This is a genomic window from uncultured Parabacteroides sp. (assembly GCF_905196875.1).
Classification (GTDB): Bacteria; Bacteroidota; Bacteroidia; order Bacteroidales; family Tannerellaceae; genus Parabacteroides.
This window is the reverse complement of the sequence record NZ_CAJJWO010000047.1, coordinates 22,066-40,832: the sequence shown is the minus strand read 5'-3', so window position 1 is coordinate 40,832 and position 18,767 is coordinate 22,066. Positions and strand designations below refer to the sequence as shown.

Annotated in this window: 24 protein-coding genes; all 24 read left to right on the top strand. The window is 42.2% G+C overall.

Annotated features, from left to right (window positions below):
* The first annotated feature begins 175 nt into the window (after nucleotides 1-175).
* The 24 genes from QZ076_RS15150 to QZ076_RS15040 all read left to right on the top strand — a co-directional run bounded on the left by QZ076_RS15150 (nucleotide 176) and on the right by QZ076_RS15040 (nucleotide 18,767).
* Nucleotides 176-475, top strand: a complete 300-nt coding sequence (locus tag QZ076_RS15150) for a hypothetical protein (protein WP_293714452.1) — start codon at nucleotides 176-178, stop codon at nucleotides 473-475.
* Between the two features lies 1 nt (nucleotide 476).
* The gene (locus tag QZ076_RS22005) at nucleotides 477-806 is read left to right on the top strand and encodes an HNH endonuclease signature motif containing protein (protein WP_365325878.1); all 330 of its coding nucleotides are present in this window, start codon (nucleotides 477-479) and stop codon (nucleotides 804-806) included.
* A 115-nt stretch (nucleotides 807-921) separates the two neighbouring features.
* Nucleotides 922-1,266 (top strand): hypothetical protein, encoded by a 345-nt coding sequence (locus tag QZ076_RS15145; RefSeq protein ID WP_293714450.1) that lies wholly within the window; start codon nucleotides 922-924, stop codon nucleotides 1,264-1,266.
* A gap of 1 nt (nucleotide 1,267) precedes the next feature.
* Nucleotides 1,268-2,974 carry a terminase large subunit gene (locus tag QZ076_RS15140; RefSeq protein ID WP_293714448.1) on the top strand — a complete coding sequence of 569 codons (1,707 nt, stop codon included), beginning with the start codon at nucleotides 1,268-1,270 and terminating at the stop codon, nucleotides 2,972-2,974.
* Between the two features lie 50 nt (nucleotides 2,975-3,024).
* Nucleotides 3,025-4,317: a phage portal protein gene (locus QZ076_RS15135; protein WP_293714446.1), complete on the top strand. Its 1,293-nt coding sequence runs from the start codon at nucleotides 3,025-3,027 to the stop codon at nucleotides 4,315-4,317.
* Nucleotides 4,307-4,939, top strand: a complete 633-nt coding sequence (locus QZ076_RS15130; RefSeq protein WP_293714444.1) for an HK97 family phage prohead protease — start codon at nucleotides 4,307-4,309, stop codon at nucleotides 4,937-4,939. The genes QZ076_RS15135 and QZ076_RS15130 overlap by 11 nt, the downstream gene beginning before the upstream one ends.
* A 16-nt stretch (nucleotides 4,940-4,955) precedes the next feature.
* Nucleotides 4,956-6,065 (top strand): phage major capsid protein, encoded by a 1,110-nt coding sequence (locus QZ076_RS15125; protein WP_293714442.1) that lies wholly within the window; start codon nucleotides 4,956-4,958, stop codon nucleotides 6,063-6,065.
* Between the two features lie 77 nt (nucleotides 6,066-6,142).
* Complete coding sequence (locus QZ076_RS15120) at nucleotides 6,143-6,436, top strand: head-tail connector protein (RefSeq protein ID WP_293714440.1); 294 nt, start codon at nucleotides 6,143-6,145, stop codon at nucleotides 6,434-6,436.
* Nucleotides 6,433-6,762: a phage head closure protein gene (locus tag QZ076_RS15115; protein WP_293714438.1), complete on the top strand. Its 330-nt coding sequence runs from the start codon at nucleotides 6,433-6,435 to the stop codon at nucleotides 6,760-6,762. The genes QZ076_RS15120 and QZ076_RS15115 overlap by 4 nt, the downstream gene beginning before the upstream one ends.
* A complete protein-coding gene (locus tag QZ076_RS15110) occupies nucleotides 6,755-7,276 on the top strand; it encodes a hypothetical protein (protein WP_293714436.1) in 522 nt (173 codons plus the stop codon). The genes QZ076_RS15115 and QZ076_RS15110 overlap by 8 nt, the downstream gene beginning before the upstream one ends.
* Entirely contained in the window at nucleotides 7,273-7,656 is a 384-nt protein-coding gene (locus tag QZ076_RS15105) for a DUF3168 domain-containing protein (RefSeq protein ID WP_293714434.1), read from the top strand. The genes QZ076_RS15110 and QZ076_RS15105 overlap by 4 nt, the downstream gene beginning before the upstream one ends.
* A gap of 12 nt (nucleotides 7,657-7,668) precedes the next feature.
* Nucleotides 7,669-8,130, top strand: a complete 462-nt coding sequence (locus QZ076_RS15100) for a phage tail tube protein (protein ID WP_293714432.1) — start codon at nucleotides 7,669-7,671, stop codon at nucleotides 8,128-8,130.
* Nucleotides 8,127-8,423 (top strand): hypothetical protein, encoded by a 297-nt coding sequence (locus tag QZ076_RS15095; RefSeq protein WP_293714430.1) that lies wholly within the window; start codon nucleotides 8,127-8,129, stop codon nucleotides 8,421-8,423. The genes QZ076_RS15100 and QZ076_RS15095 overlap by 4 nt, the downstream gene beginning before the upstream one ends.
* A gap of 44 nt (nucleotides 8,424-8,467) precedes the next feature.
* Nucleotides 8,468-8,761, top strand: coding sequence for a hypothetical protein (locus tag QZ076_RS15090; RefSeq protein ID WP_293714428.1), 294 nt, complete (start codon nucleotides 8,468-8,470; stop codon nucleotides 8,759-8,761).
* The gene (locus QZ076_RS15085) at nucleotides 8,742-10,610 is read left to right on the top strand and encodes a hypothetical protein (protein WP_293714426.1); all 1,869 of its coding nucleotides are present in this window, start codon (nucleotides 8,742-8,744) and stop codon (nucleotides 10,608-10,610) included. The genes QZ076_RS15090 and QZ076_RS15085 overlap by 20 nt, the downstream gene beginning before the upstream one ends.
* The gene (locus QZ076_RS15080) at nucleotides 10,607-12,721 is read left to right on the top strand and encodes a hypothetical protein (RefSeq protein WP_293714424.1); all 2,115 of its coding nucleotides are present in this window, start codon (nucleotides 10,607-10,609) and stop codon (nucleotides 12,719-12,721) included. Before QZ076_RS15085 ends, QZ076_RS15080 begins: the two co-directional genes overlap by 4 nt.
* 1 nt (nucleotide 12,722) lies before the next feature.
* Nucleotides 12,723-14,993 (top strand): tail fiber domain-containing protein, encoded by a 2,271-nt coding sequence (locus QZ076_RS15075; RefSeq protein WP_293714422.1) that lies wholly within the window; start codon nucleotides 12,723-12,725, stop codon nucleotides 14,991-14,993.
* A complete protein-coding gene (locus QZ076_RS15070) occupies nucleotides 14,990-16,183 on the top strand; it encodes a hypothetical protein (protein ID WP_293714420.1) in 1,194 nt (397 codons plus the stop codon). Before QZ076_RS15075 ends, QZ076_RS15070 begins: the two co-directional genes overlap by 4 nt.
* A 20-nt stretch (nucleotides 16,184-16,203) precedes the next feature.
* Nucleotides 16,204-16,491 (top strand): hypothetical protein, encoded by a 288-nt coding sequence (locus QZ076_RS15065; protein WP_293714418.1) that lies wholly within the window; start codon nucleotides 16,204-16,206, stop codon nucleotides 16,489-16,491.
* Nucleotides 16,491-16,934 (top strand): hypothetical protein, encoded by a 444-nt coding sequence (locus QZ076_RS15060; RefSeq protein WP_293714416.1) that lies wholly within the window; start codon nucleotides 16,491-16,493, stop codon nucleotides 16,932-16,934. Before QZ076_RS15065 ends, QZ076_RS15060 begins: the two co-directional genes overlap by 1 nt.
* 187 nt (nucleotides 16,935-17,121) lie before the next feature.
* Entirely contained in the window at nucleotides 17,122-17,496 is a 375-nt protein-coding gene (locus QZ076_RS15055; protein WP_293714414.1) for a hypothetical protein, read from the top strand.
* A 127-nt stretch (nucleotides 17,497-17,623) separates the two neighbouring features.
* Complete coding sequence (locus QZ076_RS15050) at nucleotides 17,624-17,998, top strand: hypothetical protein (protein WP_293714456.1); 375 nt, start codon at nucleotides 17,624-17,626, stop codon at nucleotides 17,996-17,998.
* Entirely contained in the window at nucleotides 17,995-18,405 is a 411-nt protein-coding gene (locus QZ076_RS15045; RefSeq protein WP_293714412.1) for a structural protein P5, read from the top strand. Before QZ076_RS15050 ends, QZ076_RS15045 begins: the two co-directional genes overlap by 4 nt.
* Nucleotides 18,402-18,767 (top strand): hypothetical protein, encoded by a 366-nt coding sequence (locus QZ076_RS15040; protein ID WP_293714410.1) that lies wholly within the window; start codon nucleotides 18,402-18,404, stop codon nucleotides 18,765-18,767. Before QZ076_RS15045 ends, QZ076_RS15040 begins: the two co-directional genes overlap by 4 nt.

Sequence of the window (18,767 nt, the reverse complement as noted above, 5' to 3'; positions counted from 1 at the left end):
AATATATAACAATCCTAAGGACTAAATTGATTAATGGATATTTCAAATCACGAAAGAAGTGAAGCAATATGAATAGAAAAGCAAAGCCGTTCGGCGGCAACCGGACGGCTTTGTAAAAAACAAAACGCTTTAATGTAATTCACTCACAACAAATATACAAATTAATTGCATTGCTATGAAACGATTCAGACATATTAAAAGCAGGGTGACAGGTGTAGACTTTGACCGTCTTGATGCCATCAAAGAAAAGTATGGGTTTAAATCCGTGTATGAAATATTAAATTATCTAGTCCATTGTTTCCTACGTGTAGCGGATCCCGATAACGATCCAATCGCTGAGCCTGTCCCGATGGAGATAGAAGAAATGTTCTCCGGTTTCACCGATGCAGAAAGCCGGTATAAAGGAGAGAAGCCAAAGCGCAGGTGTAACACCACTGTAGATAAAGAGATTGATCCAATGAGTAAATACATCTGATATGTCACACAACCCTACCTATATAAAGTTAATCAACTGCCAGACCTGGCGCAATCTCAGAAACAAACAATTGAAACTGCGGCCACTTTGTGAGGAATGTAGGAGTAAAGAGATATACACGTCAGCAACAGAAGTACATCACCGTATACCGGTAGAGTCGGTAAGAAGTGAACAAGCAATGAGAAAGCTGGCGTATGATCCTGATAATCTTGTAAGCCTTTGCCATGAGTGTCATATTGAAGTACACAAGGCTTTGCACTCAAGAGGAAAGGATGTAGTAAAGAACAAGACTGAACGAGAGGTAAAGAGCTTTAAGGGGCGGTATTTATGATCAAATCGGGAAGGGGGGAGGGCCTTTTTTTAATTGAAGGCGAAAGGCCCAAACCTCGCCCTTTTAGTATTTACACTCGCGAGGTATTTTTTTTCTGGGGGGGGAGTAGTGATATATGGAAACAGTAAAAACTATAAAGACAAAAATTAGATCGGCATTAAAGCGACAGGGTACTTATTCAAGAGATTTGGAGATCTGCATAGGCATGGTTGCAGGGTCGTATTATGCTTTTTTGCTAGCTCAGAATGATATTGAGGATTTGACATCTAGTTTTGTTGAAGAACTGTCACGTGAGAACAATATAAAGTTGGTTCCTCATCCGGCATTCAAAACCTTAAAAGACTCACAGGAAAGCGTAAGGAAGGGGTTGAGAGAATTAGGGCTTACATTATCAACGCTGTCAGTCAGTGACGATGATGAGTTGAGTGATTTAATCGAAGATGTTGAGAGTGTGAAATGAAATGGAAGAAACCGAAAAGCAGAAACTCAGAGAACTGAAATCCTTTACAGTCGCCCGGTTGCGTTCTATAAATGTAGATTCGTACGGACTATGCAATACAGACACCCGGTTGCGTGATTATGTTCTGCAATGTATTTCCGATCCTGACGCTCACAATCTGTATGAGCTTCTTTCTATTACCCGATTCTTTCGACTCCTTGACACATACAAGTTCCGGCCTAAAGATGTAATTAAGTTTATTCGTTTTTATGAACGATTGAAATTTACTGGAAAGAAGGGGAAGACTCGGTATAAACTTACGCCTATACAAGTCTTTCAATTCGCAAATATACTAGGTTTCTACAAATCGGACGGGAAAAGACTTTGTCGGGAAGCTCTTTTGTTTGTCCCTCGCAAATTTAGTAAGACTACCTCTGTAGCTTCGATAGCTATCTATGATTTACTATTTGGTGACGCAAATGCTCAGGCTTATGTTGGTGCGAATAGTTATGATCAGGCTCAGATCTGTTTCAGGGAGATCAAAAGCATCTTGTCGGGGCTTGACAAAAGGTTGAGGTATTTTAAGCTGAACAGGGAAGTTGTATATAACCGGATGAAAGGTAAAAGTTCTCTGGCGCGATGCCTGGCCACAAATCCGGACAAGCTGGACGGGCTTAATGCGTCGGTAGTTATACTTGATGAATATTCCCAGGCAAACAGCGCGGATCTAAAAAATGTACTAACCTCATCTATGGGTGTCCGTGAAAACCCGCTTACTATCGTTATCACAACTGCAAGCGACAAAGTGGATGCTCCTTTTTATGAGATGCTGCAAGGCTACAAAGCGATCTTACGCGGAGAGCAACAGGATGATACTATATTCGCTCATATATTTGAACCTGATGTGGACGACGAGGAGGACAACGAAAGAACATGGAAGAAGGTGCAGCCGCATTGGGGAATAACAATACAGCCGGATTTTTATGCTTACGAATATAACAAAGCGCTACGATCGAGTGCTGATATGAAAGATTTCCGCAATAAGCTATTAAATATTTTTGCAGTTGATGAGGCGCGGGCTTGGATAAGTGCGGATTTTGCTCAGTCAATGGCTTGTGATATTGATATAGATAAAGTCCAGGGCCGGCCGGAGGCAATGGTTGCTATTGACTTGTCAGTACACGACGACTTTTCAGCTGTAACTTATACTGTCTATTCAAAGTTGAACCGGTCTTTCTTTGCTCATACGGATTACTATTTTCCGGAGGGAGCTTTACAGGGGCACCCGAACGAGGAACTTTACAGACGCTGGGTTGATGCCGGGTATTTGAAACCATGCAAAGGGGATGTAATCGACTACCGGATGATTGTAGAGGATATTCTAGCCCGAAACAAGGTGTTACTTATACTACAAATAGGATACGATGCGTACAAGTCCCAGGAATGCGTTAACATGCTGGGGGCTGCTGGAGCTATGGGAGTACTCAAAGCTGTGCCACAGACATACGGGAATTTTACATCACCTGTCGAGAGCTTTGAATATGCGGCCAGGACCGGGAAATTGAAGATAAATAACAATCCGATCAACTTTTATTGCTTTGGCAACGCTGTACTTGATACGGATAGAAATGAGAATAAGAAACCTATCAAGCGTAGCCAGTTCCGGAAGATTGATGGGGTGATAACAAAGTTAATGACTTTCTGGCTATTCAATAACTACGAACAATAGCAGAAGTGCGGCCAATTTATCAGGGAGTGCCGGGTGGTAAAAAGCTAGGTATGAATTTTTCTGATTTTTTTCGATTTAAAAGGTCTGATCCTGCTGGTGGTATTGTTCCCGACCGGCAAAGCTATTTTGATATAACAGCACAGCCGCCACCATCTTCCGGACGGGTTGTTTCGGTCAATTCTCCTGCTTTGGCTATGAAAATTGCGGCGGTCTTTAGGTGTATAGATATCTTATCAGCTGGTGTAGCATCGTTACCCTTTGAATATAAGCGGTATAATCAAGCTGAGGGGTATTTTGTTGATTATTATCAATCTAATCTATATTATCTCCTTACTGTACAAGCTAATCCCAGAATGACGGCCTATGAGTTTATGCGTAATATCATAATAGAGAAGGTAACAAGGGGGAATGCGTACGTTTTTCCGCGTATGGTTGGCGGTGATTTAGATGAGCTTATTTTATGCAGTCCTCATAGTGTGAGTTTTGATAAGTATCTGAATACTTATACAATCACTGACTATACAAACGGCGTATTCGGAACATATAAGGCTAGCCAGATCATTCATATCAGAAATTTTAGCTTAGACGGTGGTTATATTGGTGTATCTACAATTGAATACGGGGCAAATGTACTGGGGATATCTGCAACAGCGGACAAAGAAACCCTTTCCGCATTTGCTACCGGTGGCCGTCTGAAAGGGCTTGTTAGTAACGATAACAGCCTGGCAAAAGGGTTCGGAGAATTACAGGATGGTCAGTTAAAAACAGCCGCAAAAATAATTGAAGAGGCGATTAAATCAGGGAATGATATCATTTCTGTTCCTGGTGACTCAAAGTTCTCTACCATGTCAATCAGTCAAAAAGACATGGAACTACTGGAAAGTAAAAAATTCGGTGTTCTTGAAATCTGCCGGTTCTTTGGCGTGCATCCGGATAAGGTTTTTGCTGGTCAGTCTGCGAACTATAAAGCGAGTGAAATGTCTCAGGTGTCATTTTTGACTGATACACTGGCACCAACCCTAAGACAAATCGAAATGGAGTTTTTTGCCAAGCTAGTGGATCGTAACTTTTATCGGTATTACAAATTTGAATTTGATAAATCAAGCATATACACGACAGACCTAGCAACAGAGGGCGCCTATATGACTACAACGTTGTCAAATGGGGTTATGACTGTTAATGACTGGCGACGTAAAAAGGATCTGAAACCGGTTGAGGGAGGAGATCAGGTATTTATATCCTGTAATGTGGCTCCTATAAATTCTCCTAAAATCAGCGGAGAAACAGAAAGTGCGGCCAATTTATCAGGTAGTAACAGTAATAATAAAGACGATGAAAAATAATCATGAAATAAGAACTTACTCCGATGCTGTCAACGTACTAGTGCGGGCGGCAGAAGAGGGTAGACCTGAAGTGATTGAGGGTTATGCCATTGTTTTCGGTTCCCGGTCAAATCTGATTTATGACTTTTTGGCTGGTGGAATGCTGTATGAAACGATTGAGAGGGGGGCAGTAACACAGGCCGATTTGGATCAGTGGGATGTTAAAGCGACTTTAGATCATGACCCCAGCCAACTGTTGGCGAGGTCTACTAAAGGAAAAGGGTCTTTAAAACTCACAGTTGATGATAAAGGTGTGCGGTATTCGTTTGAAGTACCTGGTACAATTGACGGGCAGCGGGCGGCAGAGCGCGTAAAACGTGGAGAATTATACGGGTCGTCATTTGAATTTACAATCGATGAAAAAACGGGTTGTACTTATAGCCGCGACAAAGAGGGACATCTTTGTCGTTCAGTGAAAAAGATAGCACAGATGTATGATATATCAATCGTACAAAATCCAGCTTATCAGGCTACTTCAGTAAGTAGAAGAAGTATGGAAGATGCCGGAGTTATTGAGCCGGAAAACAGCAATGCCGCCACGGAGGTCGCGGCGATGCGTAGAAGTATAGAGCAAATTTATTAACGTTAATAAAATCAAGATGAAGAATTATTTAAAAAGAATCGGTGAGATCAATATCCGTATGAACGAGATGGCAGATCTGTGTGAAAAAGAAAAACGTTCTATGTCGGAAGATGAAAAGAAAGAGTTTGAATCTATCCGTATCGAACGTGGTCTTTTGTCAATGAGAGTTGACGCAATGCAGGCCGGTAAGCCTGTCCCCGTTGAAAGTCGTGCGGACGCATTTGATAAGATCGTTCGTGAATCTGTAACTAACAGTACCCAGACTACGATCAAGTTGCAACGCGCCGACGTGATGCAGGACTTAGCCAGTGCAACAGATATTGTACCGGTTACTATCGGTGATATTATCCAACCACTTGAAAAAGGTTTGATCCTGGATAAGGTTGGCATTAAATTACAGACAGGGTTGGCCGGTGATTATGTTTTCCCGATCGTTGCGGCAGTTGATGCGGAAATTGCAGGTCAGGAGGTGGCTTTGTCTGACAAGAAAATTGATATCACGAAATTACAACCGTCTCCGAAGCGTGTCGGTATTTCTATCCCTGTATCAAATTTTGCAGTACATCAGACGCGCGGTGTTTTGCTGGAGATCGTAAAGATGCAGATACCGTTGGCATTGCAGCGTACTTTGAATAAATGGATGTTCCAGCCGGAGGAAGTTGTTGCAGGATGTTCTGGTTGCTTTAAAGAACCCGGTACGACCGTTCAGTTTGCCGGTGATGTTCCGACGTACAAGGAACTCATATTGATGCGTGGTAAGGTATATGCAAAGGGTATTGTTCCGGATGGATCAGGCGCGTATGTTATGGGTGCCGAGTTATACGCAATCCTGGAAGCGACCCCTCTTGATGCCGGTAGCGGTCTTATGATTATCCAGAACGGAAAGATCAGCGGTGTTCCTGTCTTTGTCACTGAATATATTGGTGCAGGAAAGATCGGTTTCGGTATTTTCAGTTATGAATTGTTTGGCCAGTTCGGTGATATAAATTTTATTGTGGATCCTTACACTGGGGCAAAAAAGAATATGACCTATTTTGTGTTAAATACCGAGTTCAGTATGACTTCAGCCCGAACCGAGGCTTTTGCTTTGGGAACGGTTAAGGCTGCTGCACCTGCTAAAGCTTAACATTGTTTGTAGCAATCTTTTTTATTATATGAAGGAAGGGGGCGGGTAATACCGCCTCTTTTTGTAAATGCAATGATATGAGAGTAGTGTTAGAGGATTTGAAGAAGCAGTGCAATGTTGATTTTGAAGAAGACGACGCACAGATATTAAAGTATGGGGCCGCAGCAGAGCGATTTGTCGAAATACGCCTTAACAGGACTTTTGACGATGTAATTGCCGAACATGGTGGCTTTCCTGAAGATCTGGAAATGGCGATACTTATGATTGCAGCGCATTGGTATAGAGTTAGGGAGGCTGTTAGTTCTACAGCTCAATCCCGGGTACCTTTTGGTGTTGAGTCTTTGATGACCCCTTATAAGAAAATTATATGATATCATCCGGTTTACTCAAAGATAGAATATCCTTTCTTCAGGCCGATACCAGTCGGAATAACTTTGGGGAACAAATACAGACCTGGAACCCTGTTTACTCCTGTCGTGCAGATGTGAAATTCAGTAAAGGGAGCCGGGCAATTCTCGCCGGTGAAGTCTGGAACCCGACTAGTGTAGTCATTACCTGCCGGAGAAGCAATAAGGTAAACAATCGGCAGCGGATCTGCTGGGAAGGTAACCAGTACAATATTGTCTCTATCAATCCTGATGTGGCAGATAGATCATTAACAATAATCGCAGACTTAATAAACGACAACAATGGCTGACAACGGTGGATGGTTAATAGATGCTCATCAGCTTTACAGAATGCTGGATGATCTGGATTTGTCAAATAAAGACTTAAACAGAGCGATGAGAAAGGCTCTTGCCTCATCTTCCCGCATGATACAGACTGAAACAAAGAAGAATTTGCGAGGTGTATCTTATAAGGCCGGGAGTCTCCAGAACGCTGCCTTTTTGTCAAAAGGGGTTAATACCCTCGTCTATAAATCCGGACGTGGCGCAAGCATCGGCCTATTTGATAATCGTAAAGCTACCGTGTCATATAAGGGGAGGAAATATAAGAATCCAGCTTTTCTATTGAGATTTATTGAACAGGGTACTAATAAACGAGAACTGAAAGGCCGTGGCAAATATCCGCGTGGAACGAACAGGGGAGTGTTGGAGGCTAGGCCTTTCTTTACGCCTGCTGTACAAGCTAAATATAAAGCCGCTCAGGATATACTCAACGATGGAATAGAGAAAGAACTTATTAAAATAGCTAATAAAAAACGATCATGAGTTTACTGATTGGAAAGCATATATACAGTGTGTTAACATCCGATGAAGATGTGAGTAGTATGATTGGTGAGCGGGTTTATCCTATCGCCATCCCGGAAGGTGCCGACCGTCCTTACGTCGTATTTAGTGATATTAACGCAGTCGGTGAATATACAAAAGATGGTTGGGTAGGAGATGTAACGCAGGTAACGCTTTTATGCGTTGCTGAAAAATACGAAAGTGCGGCCGATTTAGCAGAGAATGTACGAATTACGTTAGAGCAAAGCAAAAAGCAATATGACGGGTACACAATCGGAGGTGCAGAGCTAAAAAAGAGTGCTGATACTTATGAAAATGGTGTTTATGTGATAGTGCTAAACTTTGAGTTTGAAACATTTTAAATAATTGATAATATGGCAAAAAAAAGACCTCTTAAGGGTAAAAATTTAATGCTTTTTGTAGGTGGAAAGGCATTAGCGTTGGCAACTTCATGCGGCATTGATCTTACGGCTAATACTGAAGATGCTGCCAGCAAAGATAGTGGCGGTTGGGATGATCCAGAAATTACTGGCTGGGCCTGGTCAGCTAGTTCTGACAACCTTTGTAGTGCAGATGAGGCTGATAGCGTAGATGTTACCTATGAAAGTCTTGTGGATCTATGGATGAAGGGAGAACCGATAGATGTTAAGTTTGGTGTAGCGAAAAACGCTTCTGATGTGGAGGTCCCTGCAGCAGGTTGGACGGAACCTGAAAAAGGTTATTCCGGTAAGGCTATTATTGACAGTGTAAAGATCACTGCCGCCAACAAACAAAATGCAACTATTACCGTGTCTCTGAAAGGTAAAGGTGCATTAGAAAAATTCCCGAAATCATGAAAATAGTAATTGATGGAAAGGAATATGAAATAAGGTATTCCTTGCGAATGTATTATACGTATGAAGGTATAACCGGTACGATGTTTACTGGCGGAACTCTTCTTTCTGTATCGCTCTTGTTCTATTCGGCGTTATTGGCTAGTAACGATGATTTTCCTTATACCTTCGATCAGTTTGTTGTTATCTTGGATGAGGATAATACCCCTCTTGATAATTTCAATAATTGGCTGACTGGGGAACTGGAAAAACGAGCTCCTGTAGAGGATAAAAAAAAAGTGCCGAAGAAAAAGTAATAGGTGTTAGAGAGTTATACCGGATTTGTGTCGGACGGTACGGCATGGATCCGGTATATTTTTTAGACAGGGTTTCACTGGAAGAGGTTTACGACTATTTGGAAGGTGCGGCTATGCGTGAGCGTGACGCGTGGGAGCGGACTAGAATATCATCTTACATCGTGGCACGTACTGCCGGATGTGATGCAGAAACGGCAGAGGAGTTTATGCCGTTGCCGTGGGATGACAGCGGGGATATTGAAGAAAATATAGAGGTTGACCTGAATGAACTCAGGAAGTTACGAGAATCAGCAAAATTAATTGAAAAAGAATTGAAAGATGGCAGATATACTATGTAAATTAAAGTTAGTGACTGATAATTATGAGTCTAACCTTAAAAAGTCAAGGCAGCAAATGCAGGAGTTTACCAAAAAGACGCAAGATGCTAGAGGAGATTTTAAAAAATTTGAGAGTACAATCGGGACGGCTAGAAGCAGTTTCTTAAAATTTGCCGGTGGTATTGGATTGGCCATTACAGCGGGTGAGGGATTGGAAAAAATGATGAGAAGCAACCAGACTACTTCTGATTTATTTGATAACAATATTAATGCGGCAAAAGACTCAGTAGACTTGTTTTTCAAAAGTCTCACTACTGGTGACTGGACTCCTTTCGAAAACGGGCTTATTGGCGCATTTGAAAGCGCTCGAGATTTGTCTGCCATGATGGATGAGTTGGCTGATAAAAAACTATCATTGTCTTTTATTAAGGCAGATGATTTAAAAGACCTTAAGAGGTTTGAGCAGGTTGCTAAAGATTCTGAAAGCACAATTGCGGAGCAAAAAGACGCAGTACAGAATATGCAAGGAGTGGTTAACCACCTTAATAAGAAAACAAAGGAGACAATAGATTTTGAACTTGAAACATTAAATAAAAATTATGCGAATAAATCCGGATTAAATATTAATGCTGATGACGTTAGGTATTTTGCTCAAAACACAAACTTTAGTGGTGATGCAACTGCCCCCATGAACGAAGCCTATAAAAAATATGTCAAACTGAATAATGAAGCCGCTAAATTAAAGAAATCGTTTGATTATGAAGTCAAAAACTTCGGATTTGACCCGACTACAAAAGCTCAAAAGGCGTATCTTGAAAAGAAGAAAGAATTAGAATTATACCAACAAGAGAATGGCTTTTTAATCAAACAGGGATGGCTCACCGAAGAAAACGACGAGGCACGCAAAAAAAGTATAGAAACTTTGATTGCGCAATCTCGAGTAATGGAAGAAATGTCCTCTCTTCAGTTAAGGGTAGATTTGACGGAAAGGAGGGTGAATAGCCGTGCTGCACAAAAAGAAAAAGCCGGGAAAGCTGGGAATAAAGCTAAACAAGAAAAGCCGGTTGAGGTATCTATTGACTACATCAATGCTCAGATATCGGACTTGACTAAAAAGCTGAATGCAGAGACTGATGGTGCGGTTCGTGCTGCTCTAAAAATGGCTATTGATAAGTTCAATAAAGAGAAACACAGGCTGGAGTTATACACTGAAATTTCTCCGCTAGAAAGCAAAAAGGTTGTAGGAAAAAAAGCTTCTGATGCTGCAGAGGAGAAAGTGAGTCCAATCGCTAATAAAAAATTGAAACCAGCAATAACTCCTAAGGATGTAAAGGTTACCAATCAGTATAATGAATCTTTAGGTCATACGCTAAGTATGTTGTTGGCTATTGGCAATGCAACAAATGAAGGTGCTGCCGGTTGGATAACTTATGGCGTAAACTCGTTGACGGCATTAAATAGTACGTATCAGGCGCTTGCTGCTGTAATACCAGCCTTACAGGTTAAAGCTCTTGTTGCGGGAGCTGCCAGTGCAGCAGAAACTCCGATTATTGGCTGGATAACTGCAATAGCTGCGATTGGAGCGATGAGCGCTGCATTTGCTTCTCTTCCTAAATATGAAACCGGCGGTATCGTTGGTGTAAACGGAGGGATTATTCCTGGTGCTTCTTTCTCTGGTGATAAAATACTGGCCCGTGTAAATTCAGGGGAGCTTATCCTTAATCGGGCACAACAGAAAAATATAGCGTCCCAACTCGTTGCCGGAGGAAGCGCAAGCAGAATTGACGTGAATGTTGTAGGTCGAATATCCGGTCGGGATCTTGAATTAGTACAGGAGAAACGTAATCAATTTAAAAGGAGGACACAATGAGTTTATACATACGATACAAGAGCCGATTTAAAGATATAGATCAAACCCTATATAATATAGAGATATGGCAGGATTCAGACAAATCATTTGCTGTTGAGGAAATTACATTGGTTCGTGAGGCTGTTACAATCGAATGGGGAAAACAGGACAAGCTGGATCCGATACGTAGCAGTGCTGTAACCTTGCAGATACTTTGCCAATCTGATCGTAAATTTATCGATCTCTATACGGTTGCTGTTAAAACTGTACGTTTGGATATCTACCGCGCTGGTTCTCTTTACTGGAGTGGCACGATTGATACAGAGTTGTATGAAGAGCCATATTACACGCCTAAAGGGTATGTTGTTTCATTAACCTTCAGTGATTTTGCAGTGTTGACCCGGATAAAATGGAACAAGACTGGATTTAAGAGGATTAATGAGGTCATAAATACTTGTATTGATGCTATGGGGATTAACTATAAATCCATAGATAAACATCTTTCTACAAAGATGAACAGTTACGATACAAACGACATCTTTAGTTCTCTAAGCATTTTAAGCGACAACTTTTATAACGAGGACGGTGAAGCAGATAATTTTCAGGATGTGTTAGAGTATGTTCTAACCCCGTTCACGGCTCATATTCAGCAAAAGAATGGGGTTATACATATCTTTGATATCAATCAGATCGTAACAGAAATGCCAGTCCCGGTAAAATGGGTAAGGCGGGATAGTACTCTCAGTGTTGATAAAGTTTATAATAATGCACGAATTACTTTTTCCGCCTACGAGCAAACGGATATATTATCGGCAGAAATGGATGAAGATGATTATAAAAAACCGGAAACAGGAGGGATTACGATTTATACTAATAGTGATGACATAGGGACATCTAATCCGGCTATTGGATATAAAATTCATTTTTCAACAACTACTGATAATAAATTCGAGATTGTCTCAGGATGTGGAGCAAAATATTTTTGTATTGATCCTACTTATAGCGGGAGTGACGATCGTGGTGTTGCTTGGTGCTGCACACCGGAAGCAGGTCGGCAATATCTTCAAAAAGCAGTCTCCTGTATGTTGGATGGAAAACATGTACGTGCTGAAATGTTTCGGATTAAGCAGCAGCCTTATCTGGGATATGTCTCATATAGAAGAGAAGATTATATGCTTAAATTGACTCTTAATTTTATGTTTGATACAAGATATAATCCATTTGAAGAACCGACAAATAAGACAGAGACAGGAGATGCTGATAAAATGAAAGATTGGTGCAACTTTGCTTATGTTCCTGTAATGATTACACTACGTGATGAGGAAGGAAAGGCTCTATACCATTACAGAAATAAAAACGTGATGGAGAACGATAGGTACAACTTAACAGGCAATTGGGATGCCGGGGAAGGTTCGTGGGGTGATTGTTATTTGTGTTACTATAACGAAGGCGACCGTAAAAGCAACACCGGACTTGGTGGAGGGTGGAGTACAAACCGGCAGATAATAGGTTATTATCGTGGAGGTCTCCCACGAAATATAACGAAAAGAGGTGAGGGTGAATTTATTAAAATGCCACCAACTGCCGGCTGGTTAGATATTCGGGTAGGTATTGGTATTTATCAGTTTGACTATAAGAGAGAAGAAAAAGACATATATCAGCATGTTCGATGGGTATTGTATAAATCATTCAATATAGAGCTTGTTGATAAGTATGGCAACAAGCTCGACTTAAAAGACCAGGTACATACGGCCTGGATTCAAAAGGATGCGGAAGAAGAGTATGAGATTGAGACACACATAGGAACAATGAAAAAAGCGTCTCCTGCAGCAAGAGGTGTCGTGTTTCGTTCTGATTCAAACGATATGATAGAAACTGTTTTTCGTAATGGCCATACTGCCGGCTTGGAACAGTTAGCTATTGGAACTATCTATTCTCAATTTGGTAGTCGTAAAAATCAGTTTACCGGCACAGTCAAATTGTTGCCCGAATTTACAATCTGCTCAGAAAAGAATACACCCGGAAAATATATGCTTACTTCCGAGGTGCAAAATTTAAGTGCGGCCACTTCTGAGATAAATATGGTAGAGATAGAGGCCGACAATTACGAAGGTGTTGAGTTTACAGATTAGGATGGCAAAACAGTATACATATAAAGTAAGAGAGATCGCCGCCACTCCGCGTACGGGGCGAACACTTGATTCCGCACTCAGTGGAGGTCGATCTTCTGGGGGGGATGTTTTCGGAGGATTGGCCTTTGCTGGCTACTGGTCACTCATAACAACCGATAAAGACAACAATCCTTTAGAAGAGACCGCGCAATACATCAAGACAAAGTATCATGCTTTATCAGAGGGTGATGTAGTAGCTTATGCCACCTCCGATCATGACATAGTATTACCTCATGCCGGTTATGGTATGGTCGGCTGTGTACAGATCAAGCCTGACTCCGGCCTTATCATAGATAGTGCTACCGGTTTGCTGTATGTTGACCCTGACTATGCCGGAGGTGGCGGTGTTGCATTTACTCCCGGCACTGGATTACAAATGTCGGTCGATAAAGTTTTGTCTGTAAAATACGGTGTTGCAGTCGATACCGTAGCTGCCGGTAATGATAGCCGTATCCTTAACGGTCAAAAGGCCTATGACGTGATAAGTAAGGGTACTTGGTGGGGGCAAAAGATGACTGAGGGGGGAGTAGTAACCGGTGCACTGTCAGAGGTGACAAACATCAACAACAAATTGACCTTTGTCGATACCGGCGTCGATGTTACAGATAGCATCCGCGCTACCGGTGATGTCGTGGCTTATGCGACGGCCCCCGGTGATATATCAGATTGGTTAGGATTGGTCATTGACAACGAAACGATCAAATTTAATTCAGCCGGCAAACTATACTCTGAAGGAGGCGGTGGAGGAATTGCATTTACTCCGGGTACGGCATTACAATTAACTAGTTCCAATGTCCTGAATGTTTTGCTGGGCACTACCGGTACGACTGCATGTGCAGGAAATGACAGCCGGTTGAGTAATGCACGGCAGAACCCTTATTCCCTTACTTGGTCTGGCTATTCTTCCGGATCATATAACGGGGCAAGTGCAGCTAATATATCCATACCATCTAACACAAACCAACTGACCAATGGGGCCGGTTACATTACGGGCATCAGTCAAAATATGATCCTAAACGCCCTGACTGGCTCCGGATCATCGTCTAAGTACTTGGCAGGAAACGGTACATTTTATACGGTTGGATTTAGCGAATTATCCGGTATTCCGTCATGGATTACAGGTTGGAATACTAACCGCTTCAATTTAAACAGTAATGGAGGTGCTGTATTTAAAAGCTCTGGATCTATGTTCTCTCCATCGCATAGTGATGGAGTATCGAGCAGCATTGGTATAGAGATTTATAACAACCAAATCAGAGGGCTTAATGATGGCGCAAGTTCTAATTATTATGTGGGTAACTTGTATCTCAATTATGTCAATAGTAGTAAGTATGTCAGGATAGACGGTGATGCAAACTTAAGTTCAACCGGAGATGTTGTAGCTTATTCAACCGGATCGGCTCCATCTCCGTTTAAATATTGGTATCCAAGCGTTGATACTTCCGGTAATTTATCATGGTCGAACAGCACGTCGGAAGTGACGCCTGCAACACGGAATATAAGAGGACCGCAAGGCAATTCTGGACCACAGGGACAAGGAGTTACTTATGGGTGGTCTGGTACATCTTTACGAATAGGTACTATTAGTTCTGCCGGTTCTACTTCATGGGGTAGTTATGTTAATTTAGTCGGTCCGCAAGGTCCCAAGGGGGATACAGGAGCAACCGGTCCACAAGGCCCTGCAGGTTCTTCGGGTACATGGAATGGTGGAACGGTCAGTAATATGGTTACTATCCAAGGAAATGGAAATCGTTTGTGGTTCTCGGGAATAACAAGTGGTGGCGGTATTTATACGGCATGGAATGAGATGCGTATACTTAACACGAATGACTATGGGATACATTTTTATACAGGCGGCTCGAAAAGATGTACAATAAGTTCGTATTTGTATGCTTATACAAATTGGTCAATAGGTTCAGATATGCGATTTAAGACTCGATTAAGCGACTTTACAAATGTACTTAACCGTGTAAGATCAATAGATGTTTTCTACTATTTACGCACTGATTTAAATGATGGTAAAACCTATACAGGGGTTTCAGCACAGCAGTTAAACATTATGTTCCCCGAATTTGTGACTTATGATAAAAATACAGATAGATATGGTGTCACCTACGATGCACTAGGTGCTTGTGTAGCAGTACAGGGCATAAAGGAAATACTGAAATTAGTCGAAGATCAACAAAAAGAAATAAACGAGTTGAAGAATCAATTAAAAAAGATGGCAGCATGATATTACCAAAGACAGACATATCGATCATGATGGTACGCAATGCTCTAGGTTATCCGTCAACCGATCTAGGAACACTATGCAGGTGTAATAATGTCAACATGTGGTCGAGGTACAAACCTGTACCTTTTCCGCATGATTCGGTGAATGCTTATCCTAATTGGTGGCAGGGAAATTATGGAAGATGCGGAATTAACATCCCGGATGTCGGTTCAAACTTTGATCAGATGATGACGGCAAACTGGACTCGTGATATTCCGGCCGGAGGCTCTGCAGCTCCTTTCCGATTAGGGGATTTTCGCGGCTATAATCATGATGCAAAGGTTGTAATAGGTACAACTCTGACAGATGATGTAGTCGTTAACCGGGCTGATACCCCACAATGGCGGGTATTACCTTACATCTATAATGGCTCCGACTCGTCGAACCTGAATATTGATGACATCCAGATAAGCGGCAGAAAGTTAGGCAATTTTTATATGGCCATGCGTTTATCCTACAACGGGGCTACTGTTTACGCTTGTTCCAACGATATTATTCGTAACCGTCCTTATATACAGATTGATTTATCAAAGGTTCCGGACGCAATGCTTGACAATAAGGCGACAGCAATGTTTTTTATTTGTAGCGAGTCTTTTGAACAGCGGACTAACTGGATAATACAAGACTTGCAATATTGCCTTTATTCGGATGAGAATAATAAAAGCGTTGTAGGTTTTACAATTAAGGAGCAGGCATTGTTTACTGTCCTGACCGAAGAGATCGGAGCCAGTTTGGGTGTTTATTATCCGGTTGGAAACTACCATCTTGAATCCAATCCGTTAGTGCTAAGATCGGCAGGAGATATTTATTTGAAATGTACTTTTCGTAACCGAACAGGCGGGAACTATCAGGTCTTGTTATCCCAGTTTACCGGTATATCACAAAACTGGTGGAACGGCTCTGTACGTAAATCGCCTTTGGCCTTTTATAATCTGGATGGTACAATTATCTCAGGTGGAATAACAATCCCCGCTAACTCAACAGTACAGTATATCATTATGTGGAGATATAGTTATAAAGACAATGCTCAAATGACGCCTCCTTTTAATGTTACCATAAAAGGTAATGTAAACTTTAAATATACGTATAATGGCGTCAGTGTCGATGTAAGCAATGAAACAGCACCATTTTATGTACAATCATCAGATTGATAATCAATAAACTTAGAATCATGGAAGTAGAAGTAAAAAGAACATCAGTACAAAAACAGGTCAACGGAGTTGGCGCAGTGTTTAACATCAAAGATGCCTATGTAGTCGCAGGGGCCTCAGGTAGCGTGGAGAACGCAAACGGAAATTTATATCGAAAAGCGGACGAGGTACATGTAGGTAGCTTTAATTACTCTCCAGGTAACAGTAGTATACAAGTAAATGACATTGCTGATATCGCGGTCGCCAGTCAGGACGTCGCCGATTTTATTGCAGCTGTTGAAGTGTCTAACCCTGTAAAATCAAAATAATGAAGACGAAAGATATCAATGAGCTATACACTGTATTATCATCCGTAAAGCTAACAGGTATGACCACACCCGCAAAAATGGTAGTTCTTGAAAACATCCGTACCTTAAAGCATATCGCAGAGCTGTACAGGTCTGATTGTGACGATGCAATTAAATTGCTCCGGCCGGAAGGTTTCGACACAATTGAAGAAAAGGCGAACCGACACAATGAGGCTGTAAAGGCGAAGAACGATAAAGCCTTGTTACCTTCTGACGAGTTGCAAGAGGTGAATGAGACTTACGCGGCATACTTTAAAGAGGTGGACGAGCGAGTAAAAGAACTTGGAGAGGTCGATCATGAAATCACCCTCAAAGCAATCCCTCAATCAGAGTTTGATAAGCTGGCTGAGGTAAACGACCTGACCGCCGGTCAACTTGTAATACTTTACGAAAACCTAATTTGACGATATGACAACATTATTAATAGCCTTATCAATCTTGGCGATCCTTTCAGTGTTTGCCATCAGTCTTTACACCAGTGCTGTGTGCATCAAAGGGCAGGGTGTTCCTTACTCGATTAGCGCAACGTTTTATGCGTTAGCTCATAAGTGGTGGTTTCGGTTCAGTATGTGGCTGACTCCTTTACTGCTTATGCCAGCGATCCTAGAGGTGAGCCGGTCGGACACCGAGTTCCTCGCATTCCTGGCCCTGATCGGTATGATCATGGTTGGTTGTGCCCCTGATTACGCACGCGATCCGTTCCAACATAAAGTACATGTATCCGGGGCGGTAATGTGTATCGGCTTTTCCCAGGTGTGGGTTGCTCTCAATTGCTGGTGGGTATTACTACCGGTCTGGGGAGTCTATCTAACTTATACGATTGTTGCTATCGCCCGACAAAAAGAAGGTGTGTTCCTGTACCGGTTCATGCAGACAAAGCCGATGTTTTTTGTAGAGGTAGCCGCACTAGGTGCGACATATTCGGGGTTAGCGATCCTGATCAATCGCTTATTGCACTCATTATAAACAACTCCGCCTCCGAACTTCACAGCAGGGAGGCGGACGCCTTAAAACTAAATCTTTGTATTAGTACAAAGATCCATACTAGTAAATACAAAGGTAGAACAATAATTAAAAAAAGCAAGGCATGAACATAGAACTAACGGACATAATAACAATCGTCGGCACGATGGGAGGGATAGAGGGGGTAAAGTGGGGGGTCAGGGCATGGCTGAACCGCAAGACTGATGCTCGGAAGGAGGATGCTGCTGCCGATGCTTTAGAGATCGATAATGAAAAGAGCCAGGTCGGCTGGTTAGAAGAGCGTGTAACGCAGCGTGATTTAAAGATAGATGCTCTTTATGTAGAATTACGAAACGAACAGGCCGATAAGCTGAACTGGATACATAAGTACTACGAATTAGAATTACGTTACAAAGAAGCCGTGTGGGATCGATGCGATGTAAAGACATGTACAAAGAGAGAACCGCCGAGAGGATCGGCATTAAAAAAGGAGGATGAAGAATGAGAAAGCAAGAATTACCCCGGGGCTTGCGCAACAACAATCCCGGTAACATCAGACGTAATAGCGACGTGTTCCAGGGCGAGGTGAACCCTAGCCGTGATCAACAGTTCAAACAATTTAAAACGATGGCTCACGGCTATCGTGCTGTGTTTAAGATCCTGTCGAATTATTACCGGAAGTATAGCCTAACCACGATTCGGAAAATGATCGGTCGGTGGGCACCGGAGAACGAGAACAACACGAGCGCTTATGTTTCGCTTGTGTCTTCCTACACCGGGATCGGGCCCGATGATCCGATCAATGCAAATGACCGGGAGCAGATGATCCGGATAGTGGCCGGTATGTCTAAGGTCGAGAATGGGAGAGAGGCCAATATGTCAGACGTGATCGCGGGATGGGGGTTACTATGAGAGTCCTATCATATATATGTATAGCGTTTTGCCTGATCGGATGTACGAAAACAGTATATGTCCCGGTCGAGTCCGTTCGTGTCGAGTATCAGGATCGCTATCTACGTGACTCAATCTACCGGTATGACTCTGTGTACTTTGCTGTAAAAGGCGATACGGTGTGGCTAGAGAAGTACAAGATAATTTATAAAGATCGTTTCTTTCGTGACTCGATCTTTATACAAGACACGATCCGGGTACCGTACCCAGTTGATAAGATCGTCGAGGTGAACCGGCTTCGATGGTATCAAGAGACGTTAATGTGGATCGGAGTAGGGGCGTTGCTTGTTTTGATGTTGTGGCTTATTAAAAGAAAGAAATAA

What these genes read in the sequence shown, in the direction of transcription:
- QZ076_RS15150 (WP_293714452.1), top strand. Translation starts at nt 176, where the DNA reads ATGAAACGATTCAGACATATTAAAAGCAGGGTGACAGGTGTAGACTTT.
- QZ076_RS22005 (WP_365325878.1), top strand. Translation starts at nt 477, where the DNA reads ATGTCACACAACCCTACCTATATAAAGTTAATCAACTGCCAGACCTGG.
- QZ076_RS15145 (WP_293714450.1), top strand. Translation starts at nt 922, where the DNA reads ATGGAAACAGTAAAAACTATAAAGACAAAAATTAGATCGGCATTAAAG.
- QZ076_RS15140 (WP_293714448.1), top strand. Translation starts at nt 1,268, where the DNA reads ATGGAAGAAACCGAAAAGCAGAAACTCAGAGAACTGAAATCCTTTACA.
- QZ076_RS15135 (WP_293714446.1), top strand. Translation starts at nt 3,025, where the DNA reads ATGAATTTTTCTGATTTTTTTCGATTTAAAAGGTCTGATCCTGCTGGT.
- QZ076_RS15130 (WP_293714444.1), top strand. Translation starts at nt 4,307, where the DNA reads ATGAAAAATAATCATGAAATAAGAACTTACTCCGATGCTGTCAACGTA.
- QZ076_RS15125 (WP_293714442.1), top strand. Translation starts at nt 4,956, where the DNA reads ATGAAGAATTATTTAAAAAGAATCGGTGAGATCAATATCCGTATGAAC.
- QZ076_RS15120 (WP_293714440.1), top strand. Translation starts at nt 6,143, where the DNA reads ATGAGAGTAGTGTTAGAGGATTTGAAGAAGCAGTGCAATGTTGATTTT.
- QZ076_RS15115 (WP_293714438.1), top strand. Translation starts at nt 6,433, where the DNA reads ATGATATCATCCGGTTTACTCAAAGATAGAATATCCTTTCTTCAGGCC.
- QZ076_RS15110 (WP_293714436.1), top strand. Translation starts at nt 6,755, where the DNA reads ATGGCTGACAACGGTGGATGGTTAATAGATGCTCATCAGCTTTACAGA.
- QZ076_RS15105 (WP_293714434.1), top strand. Translation starts at nt 7,273, where the DNA reads ATGAGTTTACTGATTGGAAAGCATATATACAGTGTGTTAACATCCGAT.
- QZ076_RS15100 (WP_293714432.1), top strand. Translation starts at nt 7,669, where the DNA reads ATGGCAAAAAAAAGACCTCTTAAGGGTAAAAATTTAATGCTTTTTGTA.
- QZ076_RS15095 (WP_293714430.1), top strand. Translation starts at nt 8,127, where the DNA reads ATGAAAATAGTAATTGATGGAAAGGAATATGAAATAAGGTATTCCTTG.
- QZ076_RS15090 (WP_293714428.1), top strand. Translation starts at nt 8,468, where the DNA reads ATGGATCCGGTATATTTTTTAGACAGGGTTTCACTGGAAGAGGTTTAC.
- QZ076_RS15085 (WP_293714426.1), top strand. Translation starts at nt 8,742, where the DNA reads ATGGCAGATATACTATGTAAATTAAAGTTAGTGACTGATAATTATGAG.
- QZ076_RS15080 (WP_293714424.1), top strand. Translation starts at nt 10,607, where the DNA reads ATGAGTTTATACATACGATACAAGAGCCGATTTAAAGATATAGATCAA.
- QZ076_RS15075 (WP_293714422.1), top strand. Translation starts at nt 12,723, where the DNA reads ATGGCAAAACAGTATACATATAAAGTAAGAGAGATCGCCGCCACTCCG.
- QZ076_RS15070 (WP_293714420.1), top strand. Translation starts at nt 14,990, where the DNA reads ATGATATTACCAAAGACAGACATATCGATCATGATGGTACGCAATGCT.
- QZ076_RS15065 (WP_293714418.1), top strand. Translation starts at nt 16,204, where the DNA reads ATGGAAGTAGAAGTAAAAAGAACATCAGTACAAAAACAGGTCAACGGA.
- QZ076_RS15060 (WP_293714416.1), top strand. Translation starts at nt 16,491, where the DNA reads ATGAAGACGAAAGATATCAATGAGCTATACACTGTATTATCATCCGTA.
- QZ076_RS15055 (WP_293714414.1), top strand. Translation starts at nt 17,122, where the DNA reads ATGCCAGCGATCCTAGAGGTGAGCCGGTCGGACACCGAGTTCCTCGCA.
- QZ076_RS15045 (WP_293714412.1), top strand. Translation starts at nt 17,995, where the DNA reads ATGAGAAAGCAAGAATTACCCCGGGGCTTGCGCAACAACAATCCCGGT.
- QZ076_RS15040 (WP_293714410.1), top strand. Translation starts at nt 18,402, where the DNA reads ATGAGAGTCCTATCATATATATGTATAGCGTTTTGCCTGATCGGATGT.